Here is a 17,798-nt window from a genome sequence, read left to right on the forward strand (position 1 = left end):
GATAAGCTCCAATTTCCAGCAAACCGATTGGGCCAAGATGGACGTGCACATCAGCCTCGAAGGCCGCGCCGACCTGACCGCACAGGTCTACCGGCAGCTGCTCGACGCCATCCTCGACGGCCGCCTCCGCTCGGGCGAGCGCCTCCCGCCGACCAGGGAGCTGGCCCGCCGGCTGGAGATCTCCAGGAACACCGTCGCGCTCGCCTACGACCGGCTGGTCGCCGACGGGTTCCTGGTGGGGCGGGCGGGTGCGGGCACGTTCGTGGCGGCCGAGCCGGTCAGGGGTCGCGCCGCCCCGAGGGGCGTGGTGCTGCCGCGCGCGTTCTGGCACGGCGTCGAGACCGAGCGCGCCATGCCCGCCGCCCGGTACGACTTCCGCGTCGGCGTCCCCGACGCGCGGCTGTTCCCGATGGACACCTGGCGCCGGCTGATGGGCCGCGAGCTGCGGGCGGGCTTCTCGGCCTACGGTTCCCCGTCCGGCTACGGGCCGCTGCGCGAGGCGATCTCCCGGCACATCGGCCTCAGCCGCTCGGTGCTCGCCGGTCCCGACGACGTGCTCGTCACCAACGGCGCGCAGCAGGCGCTCGACCTCATCGGCCGCGTCCTGATCGAGCCGGGTGCCGTCGTGGCGGTCGAGGAGCCCGGCTATCCCCCGGCCCGGATGTTGTTCCGCTCGCTCGGCGCGCGGGTGGTGGGCGTCCCGGTGGACGCCGAGGGCATCGACGTCGCGGCCATCCCGCGTTCGGCGCGCATCGTGTACGTCACGCCCTCCCACCAGTTCCCGCTGGGCACCCCCATGTCGCTCGCCCGCCGTGCGGCCCTGCTGGCCTGGGCGGAGCGCCGCCGCGCGGTGGTGATCGAGGACGACTACGACAGCGAGTTCCGCTTCGGCGCGCGCCCGCTCGAACCCCTCCAGAGCCTCGACCGCGCCGGCCGCGTCATCTACGTCGGTTCGTTCTCCAAGACGCTGCTGCCCATGCTCAGGATCGGCTTCCTGGTCGCGCCCGCCTCGCTCGTCCCCGCCCTGCGCACGGCCAAGCTGCTCTCCGACTGGCACAACGAGCTGCCCACGCAGGCGGCCCTGGCCCGCTTCATCGACGAGGGCCTGCTGGCCAGGCACATCAGAAAAGCCACCCGCGAGTACGCCGCCCGCCACGCCCTGATCGCCGAGGCACTGGCCGCCGACGATCGCCTGGAGCCGGTGCCGTCCGCGGCGGGCCTGCACCTCTGCGCCCGCCTCGCGCCTGATGTGTCCGTACGTCCGGCGCCCGGCGTGCTCATGTTCGAGTCACTGGAGAGCAACTGCGGGGAGGAACCCGCGCAGCGCGGAGTGGTGCTCGGCTACGGCGTGATCGGCCGCGACGCCATCCCGGAAGGGCTGCGCCTGCTCAGGTCACGGATGTCGGCGGGTCCAGAACCGCCGGCCGCGCGCTTCTGACATCTCCGGGTCGTCGGGCGGTGTCGGCTGCTTGACGATGACGACGGTCGTACGCGCGTGCCGCGCGCAGTACATGCTGGTCGAGGGCAGGAAGATGCGGCTGAACAGCCCGCGTCTCCCCCGGCCCAGCACCAGCAGATCGCCTTCGCGCGCCAGATCGACGAGGTGGTAGCCGGGGTCGCCGACCCGGGCGACGACGACGGTCGTCACGTCGTCGGGAATCCCGCCCGCGACGTCCTCGAACACGCCCTCGATCACCTCGGCGCAGCGCGCCTCCTCCCCCGCCCGGATGGCGTGCTGGACGGGCAACGCCTCAGGGAAGGGGTGGACAGGCGCGCGGCTGACGTGCACGGCCACGATGGCCATCCGGTGCAGCCTGGCCGCCCCGATGGCCCAGGCCAGCGCCCAGCGCGCGGCCGGTGACTCGTCGACTCCGACGACCAGCCGCGCACCGCCGGGCAGATCCTGTTCCACGGTGCCTCCTGTTGAAGTACGACCATAGTGCGCCTCCTGGCCTGTTACCGGGAGGTGGCACTTTGGGAACTCCGAAGTCCCCCACGCAGCGGGGTCATCACTTCTAGACGAGTCTCAGCAGGCCTTCGTAGAGCGTCTCGCGCTCGGCGTCCGACAGGAGTCCGTACGGCGCTCCGGCCACCCCGTTGGTCTCCGTCTCGATCTCGGCGCGCAGCCGCCCGTCCGGCAGGCCGACGATCTCGGCCGCCGACAGGCCCGCCGCCCGCCAGGCCGCGGCGTGGGCGTCGGCCCGGTGGTAGCGCAGCGCGGAGAGCCGGTTGAACAGCAGCAGCCCAGGCCCCGCCCCGTCCGGCTCGTACGGCGGCGCGACCAGCTCCAGCGCGCCGCCCGGCAGCCGCCTGGCCCCGTCGAGCACCCGGCCGGCCAGCGCGGCCAGGCCCGGCAGGTCGTTGCCCGCCCAGACGCGCGCGGCCGCCTCCCCGTGCAGCTCGTAGAGCCGGCGGACGAACGCGAGACCCCGGCCCGCGAGCCGCAGCGTGCCGTCGGCGTCCTCGGCCAGGGTCCCCTCGCGCAGGTGCTCCTCGACGCCGGCCGCGTGGTCGGCCGGGTCGCCGTACCGGTAGATCGTGGCCAGGTCGCGGCGGGAGAGCGGGCGCCGGGGGAGTGTGAAGCGCAGGTCCGACAGGAGGCCGGGGGTCACGTCCGACGCCTCGGCCAGGTCGGCGACCGCCCGGGCCGCCGCCGCGTGCACGTTGACGTGGGCCGCGCCGATGACGGGCGCGATTATCGCCGCATACTCCGCCAGGTCCTGAAATTTCGGCATCAGCGGGATTATGCCGCTTTTCGCGTCAGCCGTAACGGCCCTCTGCGGCCGGGAGCAGTGCGGCGGCCAGGTCGGCCGCGAGCGGCTCGATCTCCTCGGGGCGCAGGGACGAGACGGTCACGCGCAGACCGGGCGGCGAGCCGATCCGGTTGCGGGCGCCGGGCGCGCAGGCCCAGCCGCGGGGGAGCAGCCGGGTGATCGCGGTGATCTCGTCGGTGACGGGGATCCACACGTTCAGCCCGCTGCGGCCGTGCGCGCGCACGCCGTGCCCGGCGAGCGCCTCGACCAGGCCGTCCCGCCGGCTGCCGTACGCCGCCGCGACCGCCGCGGTGTCCACCGCGTCCGTACGCCAGAGATGGGCGACGGCGCGCTGCAGCAGGTGGCTGACCCAGCCCGCGGCCAGCCGCTGCCGCCCGCGCAGCCGGCCCAGCGTGACCGGGTCGCCGGTGATCAGGGCGAGCCGCAGGTCGGGTCCGAACGCCTTGGCCGTGGACCGGATGAGGATCCACCGGTTCGCCGAGCCGGCCAGCGGGTGCAGGGGGAGGTCCACGAACCCGGAGCCGTGGTCGTCCTCGATCAGCAGCACCTCGGGGTAAGCCGCCAGAGCCGCTCGCAGCTCGGCGGCGCGGGCTGCGGTGACGGCCGCGCCGGTGGGGTTCTGGGCGCGCGCCGTGATGACGACCGCCCGCGCACCCGCGCGCAGGGCTCGGGCGAGCTCGCCCGGGAGCGGGCCGTCGTCGTCGAGCCGCATCGGCACCGGACGCAGCCCGAGCACGGTGACGAGGTCGAGCAGCGCCGTCCAGCCGGGGTCCTCGACGGCGATCGGGTCGCCCGGTCGCAGGTGGGCGGCGAGCACGCGCTCCACCGCGTCGAGGGTGCCCGACGTGATCGCCAGCGGCCCTTCGGGGACACCGTCCGCCCGCAGGCGTTCCCCGGCCAGTACGAGGAGTTCCTCGTCGTCGCCGGTGCCGTACATGGCGGGACGTTCCTCGTGCGCGCGGGCCGCGGCCGCCAGCGCCTCGTGCAGGGGAGGGAGCAGCGCGGGATCGGGGTTGCCGGTGGCCAGGTCACGCACGCCCGGTGGCGCCTCGATGCGGATCTCCTCCCGCAACGTGCTGGCCGGCCGGGGCCTGACGCGGGTGCCGCGCCGCCCGGCCGTCTCCACGACGCCGCGCTCACGCAGCAGCCGGTACGCCGCCGCGGCCGTGCCCGCGCTGACCCCGGCTCGCGCGGCGATCTCGCGCACCGGCGGCAGGAGCACGCCCGGCGCGAGGCGTCCCTCGGACACGGCGACCTCGAGACCGGCCGCGATCTCACTGGCCGTCCCACCGGCGATCGTGTAATTTTCTAGCACAAATCTCATTATGTACTAATACAAAGAGGCAAATGTGCTCATCCATCCTTGGGATGCCGCCCGCGACGACGACGAATGGCGGAGCTGGCTGCGTACGCGCGACTTCGGGCAACTCGCCGCCAACGGCGTGGACGGGGGCGCCCCGGTGGTGGTGCCGACGCACTTCCGGTACGACGGCGACGAGGTCGTGCTCCACCTGGCCAGGCCGAACCCGATCTGGGCGGCGCTGGAGGCCAATCCGGCGGCGGTGGTGAGCGTGCACGACGAGTACGCCTACATCCCCACCGGCTGGCGCTCAGACTCCCCGGAGACCGGGGTGCCGACCAGCTACTACGCGGCGGTTCAGCTCGTCTGCCGGGCGCACATCGTGGACGACCGGGAAGGCAAGGCGGACATCCTGCGCCGCCAGCTCGCCCACCACCAGCCGGACGCCGACCACGGCGAGGTCGCCGCCGACGCGGGCCCGTACCACAAGAATCTGTCGGCGATCCGCGGCCTGCGACTGGAGGTCGTGGACGTGCGGGCCAAGTTCAAGTACGACGACCACAAGCCGGCCGCGCTTCGCACGCGGGTGGCCGCGGGGCTCGCCGAGCGCGGGCTGCCGGGCGACGCGGCGGTCCTGCAGCGGCAGCGCAGCAGGGAAGCCGGAAGCGGTGCGGGTTAGTCTGGCCGCATGCGGGACGGTCCTGACCTGACGAAGGTGCTCGACTGGGTCGAGCGGGTGGCGGCGTTCGTCTCAGGGGAGTGGGGGCTCACTCCGGTCACCGGCCGCGTCCTGGCCTGGCTGATGGCCTGCGACCCGCCGGAGCAGACGGCCGCCGAGATCGCCGGGGCCGTCGGGGCGAGCCGGGCCTCGCTCACCACGAGCCTGCGGCTGCTGACGTCCGCCCGGGTGGTCGGCCGGGTGCGCAAGCCCGGCGACCGTACGGTGTACTACCGGATCGAGGACGACGCCTGGAGCCGGATCATCGAGCAGAAGCTGGCCGCGTTCACGGCGTTCGACCGGCTGGCGGCCGAGGGGCTGCGGCTGGGCTGGGCCGACGAGGCGCAGACGGCCCGCATCCGCTCGGCCAGGAGCTCCATCGCCGCACTGAATCGCAGGCTTGACGACACGTCACCCACAGTCTGTGGATAACCACGGCAATCTGTGGACAACCCTCCTTCGCGCAGGTCGGCCGCGCCCTCTCCGCCAACCCCTCGCCAAGCAAGGTCCAGCCCTCCGTACTCGGAGGCGTTTCCCCAGCTCAACAGCCCTTTACCAGCACCGCGGCGACCACGGTGAACCACGGTGTCGCACCCCTCAGGAACGCCCTCCACAGAACACGTATTCGGGAACACCCAACCTGTGGACGAACACTCAGCAGAAAGCCGCGACAACCCCCGCCACCTCACCCGGCGACATCCGGCCTGTGTCCACGACCTGCCCCTCCCGGCTGAGCCACGGGAAGGCCTCCTGGTACGCCGCGAGATGCCCCAATCGCCATTCCCGGATGGACTCCTCGTCGCCCTTGATCCGCCGCACCAGGGTGTCGTGGTCGGCGTGGAGCACGAAGTGCCGGACGGGGATCCCGGCCTTCTCCAGCCCGCCGCTGATCTCCCGCCAGTACTCCTCCACGAGCACGGTCTGCGGCATCACCAGCACACCGCCCACGTAGTCGAGCAACCGCACGGCGGTCTCCACGACGAGGCCGCGCCACGGCGGCCAGTCCTGGAAGTCGCCGACCCGGGGCAGCTCAGAAACCGTCCGCAACAGGTAGCCGACCTGCTCGGGGTCGAAGTAGCGGGCCTCAGGCACGATCGGCAGGAGCTCCCTGGCGGTGCTGGTCTTGCCCGCGCCGAAGGTTCCGTTCAGCCAGATGATCACGTCACCACGTCCAGCAAGAGCGGGCTTCCGACGTCCGTTCCAGCGGGAAACACTACTGGATCCTGAACGCCATGCCCTTGCCGCGGGACCGCAGGTTCTGGCAGCCGGCGTCGCCGATCGGCTCCAAGCGGCCGCCCCGGCGGCCATCATCTGTCTCTTCGTCGTCGGCACACTGTCGAGCACCCGCGCGCCGCGAGCTCACCGAAAAACCGCGAAACGTCGCGGTTATGCCGGCCATCGAAGCGGCCTATGGCGACGACGGAATCCGTCCTGGGCATTAGTGCGCTGTAGCTGCTCGGTCGCGTTTTCCGGCGCCGTGGTAAACCGAATCGAATATGTGAACTCCAGGGGGAGTCAGTCATGGGACTGCTGGACGGAAAGGTGGCGCTGGTCACCGGCGGCACGTCCGGAATCGGCCGGGTCAGCGCGATTCTGTTCGCGAGAGAAGGCGCCAAGGTGGCCGGCGCGAAGAGCGTCGTCGACCAGGTCGTCAGCCGCTGACACCGTCAATCCCACCGCCATCCGCACGCCCCTTACCCGGCCGGGCCTCACCAGGAACCCCGACGGGACCGAGTACCACCCGCACGGCGAGAAGATCCCGCTCGGGCGGCTGGGGGAGCCGGAGGAGGTCGCGAACGTCGTCCTTTTCCTCCTGTCGGACCTGGCCTCATACGTCACCGGGCAGGCCATCATGGTCGACGGCGGCCAGAGCGTGAACTGGCCGCGAGAGAGCGCAGCGCCCGCTCCGGGCGATGCGCTCTTCGAGGGTCGGGTCAGCCCGTCACGCGCGGCGGCGTGGCCGTGCCGTACAACTCCGCGGCGTACGCGGCGTACGCCTTCGCCGCCAGGTCCTTGATCACCGGCTGGATCTCGGGCGGCATCTCGCTGACGATTCGGTCGATGGCCTGGGGCTCGCCCTCGTACATGAGCATGCCGAAGATCGTCGGTAGCTGGTCCGGCGGAGTGTCGGCACTGCCTTCCTCCGTCAGCCGGCGGTACTCCTCGGCGGTGACGTACTGCTCGATCAGCGGCACGACGTGCTCCTCCTCCAGCGCCAGGTGCTCGGTGAGCGCGGGCAGGAGCTGCTCGACGGTCTCGGCCAGAGCGTCCCGCGCCTGCGCCGACGCGGTGGCGCGCCAGGCCTCCAGCGCGTCGCCCAGCTGCCGACTGCTCTTGTGGATGGCCTCGTGCTGCTCCTCCATGACGGCGACGAGCGGCTTCAGCTTCTCCGGCACCCGCTCCAGCAGGCGGGGCCACACGTGCGCGTCCTCTCCCGCGTGGTGGTGGTGCAGCACGCCGTTGATCAGGGCGACGTGGCCGGCGACCACCTCGGCCCTCCGTTCGTCGCCCGCCGCCACGCCGCGCACCAGCCCCGGCACGGAGCCGAACTCGCGGCGGAACATGGTGTGCACGACGAACATGTCACTGGCGTCGGCCAAGGGCAGGGTCATTCATTCTCCTAGGGTGCGGAAAGGGGGAGGGCCGCCGCGGATCGCGGCGGCCCTGGAAAGGGGGTCAGATGGCCCAGCGACCGCCGTCGACGTGCAGCGTCGTGCCGTGGATGAAGCTCGCCCGCGGCGAGGCCAGGAAGGCGATCGCCTCGGCGATCTCCTGCGGCGCCGCCGGACGCCCGGCGGGCAGGGTGCTCGCCAGGGCGACCAGGGCGTCGCCCATGGGGGCGGTGCCCTCGGTACGCGTCGGCCCGGGGCTCACGGCGTTGACCCGCACCCCGCTCGGCCCGAACTCCGCCGCCCACGCCTTCGTCAGCTGCGCGACCGCGGCCTTGCTGGAGCCGTACAGGCTGTAGCCCGCGTGGCCGTACTCCGCCACCATCGTCGTCACGTTGACGATGGAGCCCCTGCCACGCTCGGCCATCCCGGGGGCCAGCTCGGCCACCAGGAAGAAGGGCGCCATGACGTTGATGGCGTAGACGTCGTGGAAGTCCTGCTGGGTCATCTCGACCGTCGGCGCGAACGGGTAGATGCCGGCGCTGTTCACCAGCACGTCCACCTTGCCGAGGAGCTCGGTCGCGGTCCGCCCGAGGGCGCGTGCCGAGGGCTCGTCGCGCAGCGTCGCCGCCACGAAGTCGGCCTGGCCGCCCTGCGCGCGGATGTCCTCGACGATCTGCTTGCCCTGCTGCTGGTCCCGGCCCGACAGCACCACGCGCGCGCCGAGCCGGGCCAGCACGTGCGCCGTCTCCCGCCCGATGCCCTTCGTGGCCCCGGTGACCAGGGCGCCCGTTCCCGACAGCTCGTTTTCCGCCATTGTCGTCTCCCTCTCGATGATCGGTGTCGAGGGATGTAAGCCGCGCCCGCTGAGGGAACTTCCGGCCTTTCCATAGCGCCGCCTTATGACCGCCATAGAAAAGACCACGCTTTTGGTACGGCACCAGGCAGGAAAGGGCCTGTCGTGGGCATAAGACGGCGTGATGGCCAGGCCGGAAGCGTCCGGCGCATCGGCCAGTTATGTCGATAAATCGCCATTTATTGTGAAACAAGCCCCTGAGAGGGGTGTTCTGCCATGCAGTTCCACGGCCAGACCGCGCTCGTCACAGGCAGCACGTCCGGCATCGGCCGCGAGACCGCGCTCCTGCTCGCCGAGCAGGGCGCGTACGTGATCGTCTCCGGCCGCGACACCGCCAAGGGCGCGGACACCGTCACCGCCATCGAGTCCGCCGGCGGCAAGGCCGCGTTCGTCGCCGCCGACCTCAGCGACCTGGAGTCGGTACGCCACCTCGCCGACGCGGCGGGCGACGTCGACGTGCTGGTGAACAACGCCGGCGCCTTCCCCTTCGCGGCCACCCTCGACCAGAGCCTCGACACCTTCACCCTGATGCTCGACACCAACGTGCGCGGCACGTACTTCCTCACGCAGTCCGTCCTGCGGGGGATGGCGGCCAGGGGCGGCGGGGCCGTCGTCAACGTCTCCAGCATCGCCGGCCTGAGCGGCATGGTCACCACATCCGTGTACGGCGCCTCCAAGGCCGCCGTCGACTCCTTCACCCGCACGTGGGCTGTGGAGTTCGGGCGCAGCGGCATCCGGGTCAACGCCGTCGCCCCCGGCCACACGTACACCGAGAACGTGGTCGCCGGGATCGGCGAGGAGGAGTTCGCCAAGATGGGAGCGCGGGTCCCGCTGAGCCGCCTCGGCAGCGCCCGCGAGATCGCCGAGGCGATCGTCTTCCTCGCCTCGCCCCGCGCCGCCTACATCACCGGCGTCACCCTCCCCGTGGACGGCGGGTTCATGGCCCTCGGCCTCGACTGACCCTTCAGGCCGAGGCGGGCGTACGGAACCACTCGATCATCGCCGCGTAGCCGTCGCCCCCGCGCCCGCCCGCCACGGCCCGCTCGGCCAGCGCCTTGACGAACCGCGGCAGCTCGGCGTCGACCCCGAGGGTCTCGCTCTCCGCGACGACGTGCTCCATCGCGGCCAGGTGGGTGTCGATCGTCGAATCGAGCGCCGGGTACGCCCCCTCGTCGATCTGCCGGGCGTACCCCTCCAGCCAGGCGCCCACGGTGGAGACGCCCTCCTTGGCGAGCGGGACGAACGCCGAGGCGTTCACCCCCGCCGCGCCGAGCAGGGCGGCGCCGTGCAGGAACCCGTTCAGGATGTTCCACATCAGGCTCAGCACGGCCACCTCGTGCAGCGCCGCCAGGCCGTGGTCGGCGCCGAGGTACGCCGTGCCGCCCGCGAGGCACCTCAGGGCGGGCTCATGCTGGTCGAAGGCCGCTCGGGGGCCGCTGTAGACGATGGTGGCGTCCGCCGTGCCGATGGTCGCGGGCACGGCCATGATCGCCCCGGCGAGGTACGTGCCGCCCCGCTTCGCGACCTGCCCGGCCGTCTCGCGGGCCGCCTGCGACGTGCCCGAGCTCAGGTTCACCAGCACCCGCCCGTCCAGGACGTCGCCCAGCGGCTCCAGCAGGCCGTGCACGGCGTCGTGGTCGGAGACGCAGACGACCACGAGCGGAGCGGCCGCGACCGCCTCACCGACCGAGCCGGCGAGCCGCGCCCCCTGAGCGACCAGCGCTTCGCCCTTTCCCGCCGTACGGTTCCACACGGTCGTGGGACGCCCGTCGCGCAGGAACGCCCCCGCCAGCGCCTGCCCCATCAGCCCGAGTCCGATGACCGTCACGGGTCCGGCGTCGAGATTGCTCATCGTGCCCTCCTCAGGGATGTGATGGCAGCATCGTCAACGTTCACACCGGTATGAAGGTCAAGCGGAAGCAGGGCATGCTCATCGGCGAACTGAGCCGGCGGACCGGCGTCCACACCCACCAGCTGCGCTATTACGAGGCTCAGGGCCTGCTCGAACCACGCCGCGCCGCCAGCGGCTACCGCGAGTACGCCGACGACGACATCCTGACCGTGACGCAGATCAGGCGGCTGCTCGAAGCCGGGCTCTCCACCGAGGAGATCCGCTTCCTGCTGCCGTGCGCCACCGGCACGGCCCCCGACCTCGAGCCCTGCCCAGAGCTGCTGACCGCCCTCCGAACCCGTCTGCGGGGCCTGGACGAGCACATCGACACGCTCACCCGCACCCGCCGGACCCTGCACGACTTCATCGCCGCCACCGAACGCCGCTCCCATCCCGACGACCCGCGGTGAACGGGCTCAGCGGATGAGCTTCTGGTAGACCTCGAAGGCGTTGCGCTCGACCCGGTTGGACACGAGCTTGCCGTCGTCGCGGACGGCCCAGACGGCCGTGCCGGTCATCTCGACGGGCTGCCCGTCGGGCTCGGTGCCGAAGGCGCCGTTGTTGCGGCCGGTGAGCCGCCACAGGGAGCAGACGCGGGAGCCGTCGTGGTTCTCGAACGACTCCACCACCTCGAACGTCAGGTCGCGGAACCCGGCGCCGAATCCCTTGGCCCACTCCTTGAAGGCGGCACGGGACTCGATGCGTTCCCCTCCCGAGATGAGGACGAAGTCCTCGGCGACGAGTTCCTCGATGGCGTCGTAGTCCTGCGCCTGCCAGACCCGCGCCCAGAACTCGTGCACCACGTCGATACCGGACCGCGCCACCATCTCGGACCTCCCTTGAACCCCCGTGGAGCCCTCATCCTACTCGGCGACACACCCTTGTTGACATCAGTGTCAAACATCGCGCGCCTCCTCTGCCTGCGCAGACGCCCGCTCGGGTACATACTTCTGATCGCCGAAACCAACTCCGACCCGGCACTCGCCGGAGGCGACGGCCCCGGATGAGTGTCGGTGTCATCGCTCCGAAAGAGCACCGTGCACATCCCGGGCGTCGCCGTCCCGGTACAGGACGCCCCTCGCGTCGAACACGACCACCTTCAGCCGGCCCACCCTGACCCACCTGCCCGCCGCCTCTGGAGGACACCGGCGGAATCCCACGCGGCCAGCACCTGCTGCTCCTTCTCGCCGGCGAGGCCGAACGGCGGGGCGCCGGGCGCGGCCCCTCGACCTCACCGCCTGACCGCAACCACCCCCACGTGTCCCAAACGGAGTCACCGAACGGGCGGGTGCGCAGTCCTGCGGCCTTCGCCGAAGCACCGGACACGGCCCAGAACCGGCGGTCTCCGGCACGTCCGGAATCCAGAGGGGAACCTCGGTCCACGGTCGCACGAGCTGCAGGCCGCGGGCCGGGTCGCCGGGCGCGTGGTGGACAAGGACTCATCCTGGGTCGTCATGCATCGGCAGTTGATCGTTGATCTTGATCAGTGTCCTGCCGCCGGACGTGAACGAGGAACTGATCTGGGATCTGCGAGCGCTCGCCGCCGTCGATCTGATCAGCGATGAGCGGGTGGCCCAAGCGGGAGTGACGCTTTCGGCGGCCGGCGTGTATCCGTCGTTGCACCTCAACTTGAGCGAGTGCTATCGCAAGCTGGGCGATCTCGGCCGCGCCCGCGAGCACCTCCAGCAGGCGCAGGCCACGATGGGGCACTTGGCGACGACGAGTACGCGCGGCTCATCAAGGGTGGCCTGGAGCGGCTGGCCGAACAACTGGCTCCGCCCACACCATGAGACGTTGACCGGGCGGAAAACCGCGCGACCTGCCTCGCCCCCAGTGGTCAGGAGTTCCGGCGAACGTCCAGGATCGCCGTCAGCGCGTCAGGGAATTTGCAGGTCGCGCCGATGCTCGTTGCCGCCGCCTGCGGCACTTCGCTGCCGTACGGGCATGAAAAAAGGCCAGTTCCGAGGGAATCTGGCCTTGGACCTGCTGGTGGGGCTACCAGGACTTGAACCTGGGACCTCTTCCTTATCAGGGAAGCGCTCTAACCGTCTGAGCTATAGCCCCGCACGCACCCCGAACGTTATCGCATCCGCCCCTTTGAGGCGAACCGGTTGTTCGGACGAGGAAAAGCTTACCGCCTCCGGCGGGCTGCTCGCGCCGTACCGCCATCTCGTACGGCGCGAGCGGCCGGGCCTACTCCGCCTCGCTGAAGGTCACCTCGACGCCGCCGACCAGGTCGGAGGCGATGTTGTAGATGACCGCGCCCAGCGTGGCCAGTGCGGTGATCAGCACGACGTTCACCGCGCCGATCAGCGCCGTGTAGCCGAGGATGCGCACCGGCTCGAACCACGAGGCGATGTCGATCGGGATGGAGTTCTGGCCGCCCTCACCCTGACCGAGCTGGTTGACCAGGTCGACGACCGAGTCGAACACGCCCAGGGCCGACAGCACGCCGTACAGGACGGCGACCGCCACGAACAGCACCACGAAACAGACCAGGGAGACCACGAAGCTGAACTTCATGGCCGACCATGGCTCGACGCGGCGCAGGACCAGATGGGCCTTGCGGGGGAGCCGGCTGCCCCCGCCGCCGGACGACTTCTTCTTCGGCAGCTCGATGGCCGGCGGGGCCTCGGTGGCCAGCGACGGACGCATGCGCACCGTATCGTTGCCGTCACGCTGGGGCCCGGAGGACGGGCCCTGCGGCGCCCCCTGCGGCGGCCCCTGCTGGGGGGCCGCTTGCTGGGGGGCTCCCTGCTGCGGCTGGTTCGGCGGCATGGGCCGCTTGCCGTCCTCCTGGGGTCCGGCCGGCCTGCCCTGTGCGGGCTTGGTGCCCTTGCCGTCGTCGACCGCGTCGAACATCTCGGTTTCCGCGGGCTTCTGCGGCTGCTTCCCGTTACCGGAAGCGCCGGAAGCCTTCGTCCTGGCGGAGCCACCCTGGGCGCTCATGGGTTACTCTCCTCCCCCGTCTTCCTCGTTGTCCACCGGAGCCTCGATGGACTCCGCGTTCCGGGCGAGGGCCACCACGCTGTCGCCTTCGGCGAGGTTCATCAATCGCACTCCCATGGTCTGGCGGCCGGACTGCTTGATCTCACCGGCACTCGTCCGGATCACCCCGCCGGCGGACGTGATCGCGAAGACCTCGTCCTCTGGGTTGACCATGACGGCTCCGACCAGCTTGCCACGGGAAGAAACGATTTTCGCAGTAAGCACGCCTCTACCGCCACGTCCTTGAACTGGATACTGCTCCACCGGCGTCCGTTTCGCGTACCCAGCCTTAGTGGCGATAAGCACGTCTTGACCGTCAGCGATCCTGTTCATGGCGAGAAGTTCGTCACCGTCGAGGAACCTCATGCCGATGACACCGCTGGTCGCCCGGCCCATCGGCCGCAGCGCATCGTCGGAGGCGGTGAACCGGATCGCCTGCGCGCCCTTGGAGACGAGCAGCAGATCGTCGGACTCGGAGACCAGGCGCGCGCCGATGACCTCGTCGTCCTCCCGCAGGTTGATGGCGATGAGACCGCCGGACCTGGGGGAGTCGTATTCGGCCAGGCGCGTCTTCTTCACCAGCCCGCTGCGGGTGGCGAGAACGAGATACGGCGCGACCGTGTAGTCGCGTAGATCGAGAACTTCCATGACTGTTTCGTCGGGCTGCATGGCGAGAAGGTTCGCCAGATGCATGCCTCGTGCGTCACGACCGGCATCGGGCAGTTCGTACGCCTTAACCCGGTATACCCGTCCCTTGTTCGTGAAGAACAACAGCCAGTGATGCGTCGTGGTGACGAAGAAGTGGTCGACGATGTCGTCCTGGCGCAGCTGCGCGCCCCTGACGCCCTTGCCGCCGCGCTTCTGGGCGCGGTAGAGGTCGGTCTTGGTGCGCTTGGCGTAGCCGCCGCGGGTGATCGTGACGACGATCTCTTCCTCGGCGATGAGGTCTTCGATCGACATGTCGCCGTCGTAGGCGATGACCTCGGTCTTCCGCTCGTCGCCGTAGCGGGCGACGATCTCGGCCAGCTCGTCGTTGACGATCTCGCGCTGGCGGCTCTCACTGGCCAGGATCGAGTTGTACTCGGCGATCTGCGTCATCAGCGAGTCGTACTCGTCCTGGATGGCCTGCCGCTCCAGGGCAGCCAGCTTGCGCAGCTGCATGTCGAGGATGGCCTGCGCCTGGACCTCGTCGATCTCCAGCAGCGTCATGAGGCCCTGCTGGGCGTGCGAGGCGGACTCGGAGGCCCGGATCAGGGCGATGACCTCGTCGAGCCGGCTGAGGGCCTTCAGCAGGCCTTGCAGGATGTGGGCACGCTCTTCGGCCTTGCGCAGCAGGTAACGCGTCCTGCGGACGATGACCTCGATCTGGTGCGCCACGTAGTGCCGGATGAACTGGTCGAGCCGCAGCGTACGCGGCACGCCGTCGACCAGCGCCAGCATGTTGGCGCCGAAGGTGTCCTGGAGCTGGGTGTGCTTGTACAGGTTGTTCAGCACGACCTTGGCGACCGCGTCGCGCTTGAGCACGATCACCAGCCGCTGCCCGACGCGTGAGGAGCTCTCGTCGCGTACGTCGGCGATGCCGGACAGCTTGCCCTCGCGGACCAGCTCGGCGATCTTCAGCGCCAGGTTGTCGGGGTTGACCTGGTACGGCAGCTCGGTGACGACCAGCGCCTGCCGCCCCTTGTCCTCCTCGACCTCGACCACGGCGCGCATGGTGATCGAGCCGCGGCCGGTGCGGTAGGCGTCCTCGATGCCCCGCCGGCCCACGATGAGCGCCTTGGTGGGGAAGTCGGGGCCCTTGACCAGCTTGATCGAGGCTTCGAGCAGCTCCTCGTCGGTGGCCTCGGGGTTTTCCAGCGCCCACTTGACCGCCGCCCCGACCTCGCGCAGGTTGTGCGGCGGGATGTTGGTGGCCATGCCGACGGCGATGCCGCCCGAGCCGTTGACCAGGAGCTGCGGGAACCGCGCAGGCAGGACGTCGGGCTCCTGCGACTTTCCGTCGTAGTTGGGACGGAAGTCGACGGTCTCCTTGTCGATGTCGCGCAGCATCTCCATGGCGATGGGCGCGAGCTTGCACTCGGTGTACCGCATCGCCGCCGCCGGGTCGTTGCCCGGCGAGCCGAAGTTGCCCTGGCCGTCGACCAGCGGATATCTCAGCGACCACGACTGCGCCAGGCGGACCAGCGCGTCGTAGATCGAGGTGTCGCCGTGCGGGTGGTAGGTGCCCATCACGTCGCCGACGACGCGGGCGCACTTGAAGTAGCCGCGGTCGGGACGGTAGCCACCGTCGTACATCGCGTAGAGCACCCGCCGGTGCACCGGCTTGAGCCCGTCGCGTACGTCGGGCAGCGCTCTGGACACGATGACGGACATCGCGTAGTCCATGTAACTGCGCTGCATCTCGGACTGGATGTCCACCGGCTCGATGCGGTCAGCCGGGGGAGTGGTGTTCACGTCCGTCACAGGTAAAGGTCCTTCTACTGGCTATACATCGAGGAAGCGGACGTCGCGTGCGTTGCGGATGATGAAGTCGCGCCGCGCCTCGACGTCCTCGCCCATGAGCACACTGAACAGGTCGTCGGCCTGCGCCGCGTCGTCGAGCGTGACGAGGCGCAGCAGCCGCGTCGCGGGGTTCATCGTGGTCTCCCACAGCTGCCCCGCGTTCATCTCGCCCAGACCCTTGAAGCGCTGGACGTTGTCACGCGGCCGGGGGTCGGGCTTGCCGTTGCGGATGCCCTCGGCGATGACGGCGTCACGCTCGGGGTCGGAGTAGGCGTACGAGGCCTCCTCGCCCTTGCGGTCCCACTTGATCTTGTAGAGCGGCGGGCACGACAGGTAGACGTGACCGGCCTCGATCAGCGGACGCATGAACCGGAACAGCAGCGTCAGCAGCAGGGTGTTGATGTGCTGGCCGTCGACATCGGCGTCGGCCATGAGGATGACCTTGTGATAGCGCAGCTTGGCGATGTCGAACTCGTCGTGCACACCGGTGCCGAGCGCGGTGATCAGCGCCTGGACCTCGTTGTTCTTCAGGACCTTGTCGATCCGCGCCTTCTCCACGTTGAGGATCTTGCCGCGGATGGGCAGGATCGCCTGAAAACGGGAGTCACGGCCGCCCTTGGCCGAGCCGCCTGCCGAGTCGCCCTCGACGATGAACAGCTCGCACTTCTCGGGGTCGTTCCACTGGCAGTCGGCCAGCTTGCCGGGCAGCCCGCTGCCCGACTCCAGCAGCGACTTGCGCCTGGTCAGGTCGCGGGCCTGGCGCGCGGCGATGCGGGCGCGCGAGGCCTGCAGCGACTTGTTGATGATGTCCTTGGCCTCGCCGGGGTTTCGCTCGAACCAGTCGCGCAGGTGGTCGTTGCAGGCCTTCTGCACGAACGACTTGGCCTCGGTGTTGCCCAGCTTGGTCTTGGTCTGGCCCTCGAACTGGGGGTCGGAGAGCTTGACCGAGATGATCGCGGTCAGCCCCTCGCGGACGTCCTCACCGCTGAGGTTGTCGTCCTTGCCCTCCTTGAGGAACTTCTGCTCGCGCGCGTAGCGGTTGACGATGGTCGTCAGCGCCGCGCGGAAGCCCTCCTCGTGGGTGCCGCCCTCCGCGGTGTTGATCGTGTTGGCGAAGGTGTAGACGGACTCGGAGAAGGAGTTGTTCCACTGCATGGCGATCTCGACCGCGATGCCGTCGCCCTCCTCCTCGAAGGAGACGATCGACGCGTGCGCCGGCTCCTTCTTGGCGTTGAGGTGATGGACGAAGTCGGCCAGGCCGCCCTGGTAGCAGTACGTCACCGTGGTGGGCTCACCGTTGACGTATTCGGGACGCTCGTCGGTGAAGGTGATCGTCAGGCCCTTGTTGAGGAAGGCCATCTCCTGGAACCGCCGCGAGAGCATCTCGTGATTCCACGTCGTGGTCTCGAAGATCTCGGGGTCGGGCCAGAACGTGACCGAGGTGCCGGTCTCGTCGGTGGGCTCGCCCTTGGCCAGCGGCGCCAGGGGCTTGGACATCTCGTAGCGCTGGCGCCAGTAGTGGCCGTTCTGCTTGATCTCGACGTCCATGGCGGTGGACAGCGCGTTGACGACGGCCGAGCCGACGCCGTGCAGGCCGCCGGAGACCGCGTAGGACTGGCTGTCGAACTTGCCGCCCGCGTGCAGCGTGGTCAGCACGACCTCGACGGCGGAGCGCTGCTCCACCGGGTGGATCCCGGTGGGGATGCCGCGCCCGTCGTCGATCACGCGCACGCCGTTGTCGGCCAAGAGCGTGACGTCGATCCTGGTGGCGTAACCGGCCAGCGCCTCGTCCACCGCGTTGTCCACGATCTCCGTGACCAGATGGTGGAGGCCGCGCTCACCGGTGGAGCCGATATACATACCTGGGCGCTTGCGAACCGCTTCAAGCCCCTCGAGTACGGTGATTGAGCTAGCGTCGTAAGACAACTGCGAAATCCTCCTGCCGCGGACACGCGGCGGGGGAGGCGATCAACCACAAAGCTGCCCCTGCCGTGCCCGTCACCGTCGTGAGTGCCCCGATGCGCGGTCACCCAGGGGAGTCGGCTTGCTGCCGGGGTGACACGCAAGCGGACGTGTCCGGAATCCTTTTTCATTCTACCGCCTCCGGAGGCCCGAGGTGGCAATGAACGCGCCTGTGATGCTCTCTAGCTCGTTTTGCCC

Annotated in this window: 17 protein-coding genes, 1 tRNA gene and 1 pseudogene; 7 read left to right on the forward strand and 12 right to left on the reverse strand. The window is 70.0% G+C overall.

What is annotated here, in order from left to right; genetic code table 11:
• Positions 1–37: 37 nt before the first annotated feature.
• On the forward strand, positions 38–1,438 hold the full coding sequence (gene pdxR / locus ACIBP6_RS30705; protein ID WP_397057353.1) for a MocR-like pyridoxine biosynthesis transcription factor PdxR: 1,401 nt from the start codon (positions 38–40) through the stop codon (positions 1,436–1,438).
• On the opposite strand, the gene ACIBP6_RS30710 is transcribed toward pdxR, so the two are convergent.
• The 3 genes from ACIBP6_RS30710 to ACIBP6_RS30720 all read right to left on the reverse strand — a co-directional run bounded on the left by ACIBP6_RS30710 (position 1,394) and on the right by ACIBP6_RS30720 (position 4,089).
• On the reverse strand, positions 1,394–1,912 hold the full coding sequence (locus ACIBP6_RS30710) for a universal stress protein (RefSeq protein WP_111177599.1): 519 nt from the start codon (positions 1,910–1,912) through the stop codon (positions 1,394–1,396). The genes pdxR and ACIBP6_RS30710 overlap by 45 nt on opposite strands.
• A gap of 103 nt (positions 1,913–2,015) precedes the next feature.
• Positions 2,016–2,735: a hypothetical protein gene (locus ACIBP6_RS30715; RefSeq protein WP_397057354.1), complete on the reverse strand. Its 720-nt coding sequence runs from the start codon at positions 2,733–2,735 to the stop codon at positions 2,016–2,018.
• Between the two features lie 25 nt (positions 2,736–2,760).
• Positions 2,761–4,089: an aminotransferase class I/II-fold pyridoxal phosphate-dependent enzyme gene (locus tag ACIBP6_RS30720; RefSeq protein WP_397057355.1), complete on the reverse strand. Its 1,329-nt coding sequence runs from the start codon at positions 4,087–4,089 to the stop codon at positions 2,761–2,763.
• A 34-nt stretch (positions 4,090–4,123) separates the two neighbouring features.
• On the opposite strand from ACIBP6_RS30720, the gene ACIBP6_RS30725 reads away from it, so the two are divergent.
• Positions 4,124–4,753, forward strand: coding sequence for an FMN-binding negative transcriptional regulator (locus ACIBP6_RS30725; RefSeq protein ID WP_397057356.1), 630 nt, complete (start codon positions 4,124–4,126; stop codon positions 4,751–4,753).
• A 9-nt stretch (positions 4,754–4,762) separates the two neighbouring features.
• Positions 4,763–5,224: a GbsR/MarR family transcriptional regulator gene (locus ACIBP6_RS30730; protein WP_397057357.1), complete on the forward strand. Its 462-nt coding sequence runs from the start codon at positions 4,763–4,765 to the stop codon at positions 5,222–5,224.
• Positions 5,225–5,446: 222 nt separating this feature from the next.
• Here the strand turns inward: ACIBP6_RS30730 and ACIBP6_RS30735 are convergent, their stop codons facing one another.
• Positions 5,447–5,953 carry an ATP-binding protein gene (locus ACIBP6_RS30735; protein ID WP_397057358.1) on the reverse strand — a complete coding sequence of 169 codons (507 nt, stop codon included), beginning with the start codon at positions 5,951–5,953 and terminating at the stop codon, positions 5,447–5,449.
• A gap of 360 nt (positions 5,954–6,313) precedes the next feature.
• On the opposite strand from ACIBP6_RS30735, the gene ACIBP6_RS30740 reads away from it, so the two are divergent.
• Both ACIBP6_RS30740 and ACIBP6_RS30745 read left to right on the forward strand, forming a co-directional pair.
• Positions 6,314–6,454: a hypothetical protein gene (locus tag ACIBP6_RS30740; protein WP_397057951.1), complete on the forward strand. Its 141-nt coding sequence runs from the start codon at positions 6,314–6,316 to the stop codon at positions 6,452–6,454.
• A 13-nt stretch (positions 6,455–6,467) separates the two neighbouring features.
• Positions 6,468–6,809, forward strand: a pseudogene (locus tag ACIBP6_RS30745) (SDR family oxidoreductase); the annotation flags it as partial.
• Here ACIBP6_RS30745 and ACIBP6_RS30750 read toward each other — a convergent pair.
• Both ACIBP6_RS30750 and ACIBP6_RS30755 read right to left on the reverse strand, forming a co-directional pair.
• Positions 6,727–7,404 (reverse strand): hemerythrin domain-containing protein, encoded by a 678-nt coding sequence (locus ACIBP6_RS30750; RefSeq protein WP_397057359.1) that lies wholly within the window; start codon positions 7,402–7,404, stop codon positions 6,727–6,729. The pseudogene ACIBP6_RS30745 and the gene ACIBP6_RS30750 overlap by 83 nt on opposite strands.
• Positions 7,405–7,468: 64 nt before the next feature.
• Positions 7,469–8,218, reverse strand: coding sequence for an SDR family NAD(P)-dependent oxidoreductase (locus tag ACIBP6_RS30755; RefSeq protein ID WP_397057360.1), 750 nt, complete (start codon positions 8,216–8,218; stop codon positions 7,469–7,471).
• Between the two features lie 255 nt (positions 8,219–8,473).
• Here ACIBP6_RS30755 and ACIBP6_RS30760 point away from each other — a divergent pair, with 255 nt between their 5' ends.
• A complete protein-coding gene (locus tag ACIBP6_RS30760; RefSeq protein WP_397057361.1) occupies positions 8,474–9,217 on the forward strand; it encodes an SDR family NAD(P)-dependent oxidoreductase in 744 nt (247 codons plus the stop codon).
• A 4-nt stretch (positions 9,218–9,221) separates the two neighbouring features.
• Here ACIBP6_RS30760 and ACIBP6_RS30765 read toward each other — a convergent pair whose 3' ends face one another.
• Positions 9,222–10,109, reverse strand: a complete 888-nt coding sequence (locus ACIBP6_RS30765) for an NAD(P)-dependent oxidoreductase (RefSeq protein ID WP_397057362.1) — start codon at positions 10,107–10,109, stop codon at positions 9,222–9,224.
• Between the two features lie 50 nt (positions 10,110–10,159).
• Between ACIBP6_RS30765 and ACIBP6_RS30770 the strand changes: the two genes are divergently transcribed.
• Positions 10,160–10,558 (forward strand): MerR family transcriptional regulator, encoded by a 399-nt coding sequence (locus ACIBP6_RS30770; RefSeq protein WP_397057363.1) that lies wholly within the window; start codon positions 10,160–10,162, stop codon positions 10,556–10,558.
• A 6-nt stretch (positions 10,559–10,564) separates the two neighbouring features.
• Here ACIBP6_RS30770 and ACIBP6_RS30775 read toward each other — a convergent pair whose 3' ends face one another.
• From ACIBP6_RS30775 to gyrB, 5 genes are all read right to left on the reverse strand, one after another.
• Positions 10,565–10,975: an ester cyclase gene (locus ACIBP6_RS30775; protein ID WP_397057364.1), complete on the reverse strand. Its 411-nt coding sequence runs from the start codon at positions 10,973–10,975 to the stop codon at positions 10,565–10,567.
• Between the two features lie 1,160 nt (positions 10,976–12,135).
• Positions 12,136–12,212: transfer RNA gene (locus ACIBP6_RS30780), tRNA-Ile, on the reverse strand.
• Positions 12,213–12,341: 129 nt separating this feature from the next.
• Positions 12,342–13,097 carry a DUF3566 domain-containing protein gene (locus tag ACIBP6_RS30785; RefSeq protein ID WP_397057365.1) on the reverse strand — a complete coding sequence of 252 codons (756 nt, stop codon included), beginning with the start codon at positions 13,095–13,097 and terminating at the stop codon, positions 12,342–12,344.
• Positions 13,098–13,100: 3 nt separating this feature from the next.
• Positions 13,101–15,599, reverse strand: coding sequence for a DNA gyrase subunit A (gene gyrA / locus ACIBP6_RS30790; protein ID WP_397057366.1), 2,499 nt, complete (start codon positions 15,597–15,599; stop codon positions 13,101–13,103).
• 21 nt (positions 15,600–15,620) lie between these two features.
• Entirely contained in the window at positions 15,621–17,564 is a 1,944-nt protein-coding gene (gene gyrB, locus ACIBP6_RS30795) for a DNA topoisomerase (ATP-hydrolyzing) subunit B (protein WP_397057367.1), read from the reverse strand.
• Positions 17,565–17,798: the final 234 nt, after the last annotated feature.

This window comes from Nonomuraea terrae, from assembly GCF_044465245.1.
In the GTDB taxonomy this organism is placed as follows: domain Bacteria; phylum Actinomycetota; class Actinomycetes; order Streptosporangiales; family Streptosporangiaceae; genus Nonomuraea; species Nonomuraea terrae.

Coding starts and splice junctions, on each gene's coding strand:
- ACIBP6_RS30775 (WP_397057364.1), bottom strand. CDS start 10,975: ATGGTGGCGCGGTCCGGTATCGACGTGGTGCACGAGTTCTGGGCGCGG.
- ACIBP6_RS30715 (WP_397057354.1), bottom strand. CDS start 2,735: ATGCCGAAATTTCAGGACCTGGCGGAGTATGCGGCGATAATCGCGCCC.
- ACIBP6_RS30750 (WP_397057359.1), bottom strand. CDS start 7,404: ATGACCCTGCCCTTGGCCGACGCCAGTGACATGTTCGTCGTGCACACC.
- pdxR (WP_397057353.1), top strand. CDS start 38: ATGGACGTGCACATCAGCCTCGAAGGCCGCGCCGACCTGACCGCACAG.
- ACIBP6_RS30760 (WP_397057361.1), top strand. CDS start 8,474: ATGCAGTTCCACGGCCAGACCGCGCTCGTCACAGGCAGCACGTCCGGC.
- ACIBP6_RS30770 (WP_397057363.1), top strand. CDS start 10,160: ATGAAGGTCAAGCGGAAGCAGGGCATGCTCATCGGCGAACTGAGCCGG.
- ACIBP6_RS30740 (WP_397057951.1), top strand. CDS start 6,314: ATGGGACTGCTGGACGGAAAGGTGGCGCTGGTCACCGGCGGCACGTCC.
- ACIBP6_RS30785 (WP_397057365.1), bottom strand. CDS start 13,097: ATGAGCGCCCAGGGTGGCTCCGCCAGGACGAAGGCTTCCGGCGCTTCC.
- ACIBP6_RS30730 (WP_397057357.1), top strand. CDS start 4,763: ATGCGGGACGGTCCTGACCTGACGAAGGTGCTCGACTGGGTCGAGCGG.
- ACIBP6_RS30765 (WP_397057362.1), bottom strand. CDS start 10,109: ATGAGCAATCTCGACGCCGGACCCGTGACGGTCATCGGACTCGGGCTG.
- ACIBP6_RS30755 (WP_397057360.1), bottom strand. CDS start 8,218: ATGGCGGAAAACGAGCTGTCGGGAACGGGCGCCCTGGTCACCGGGGCC.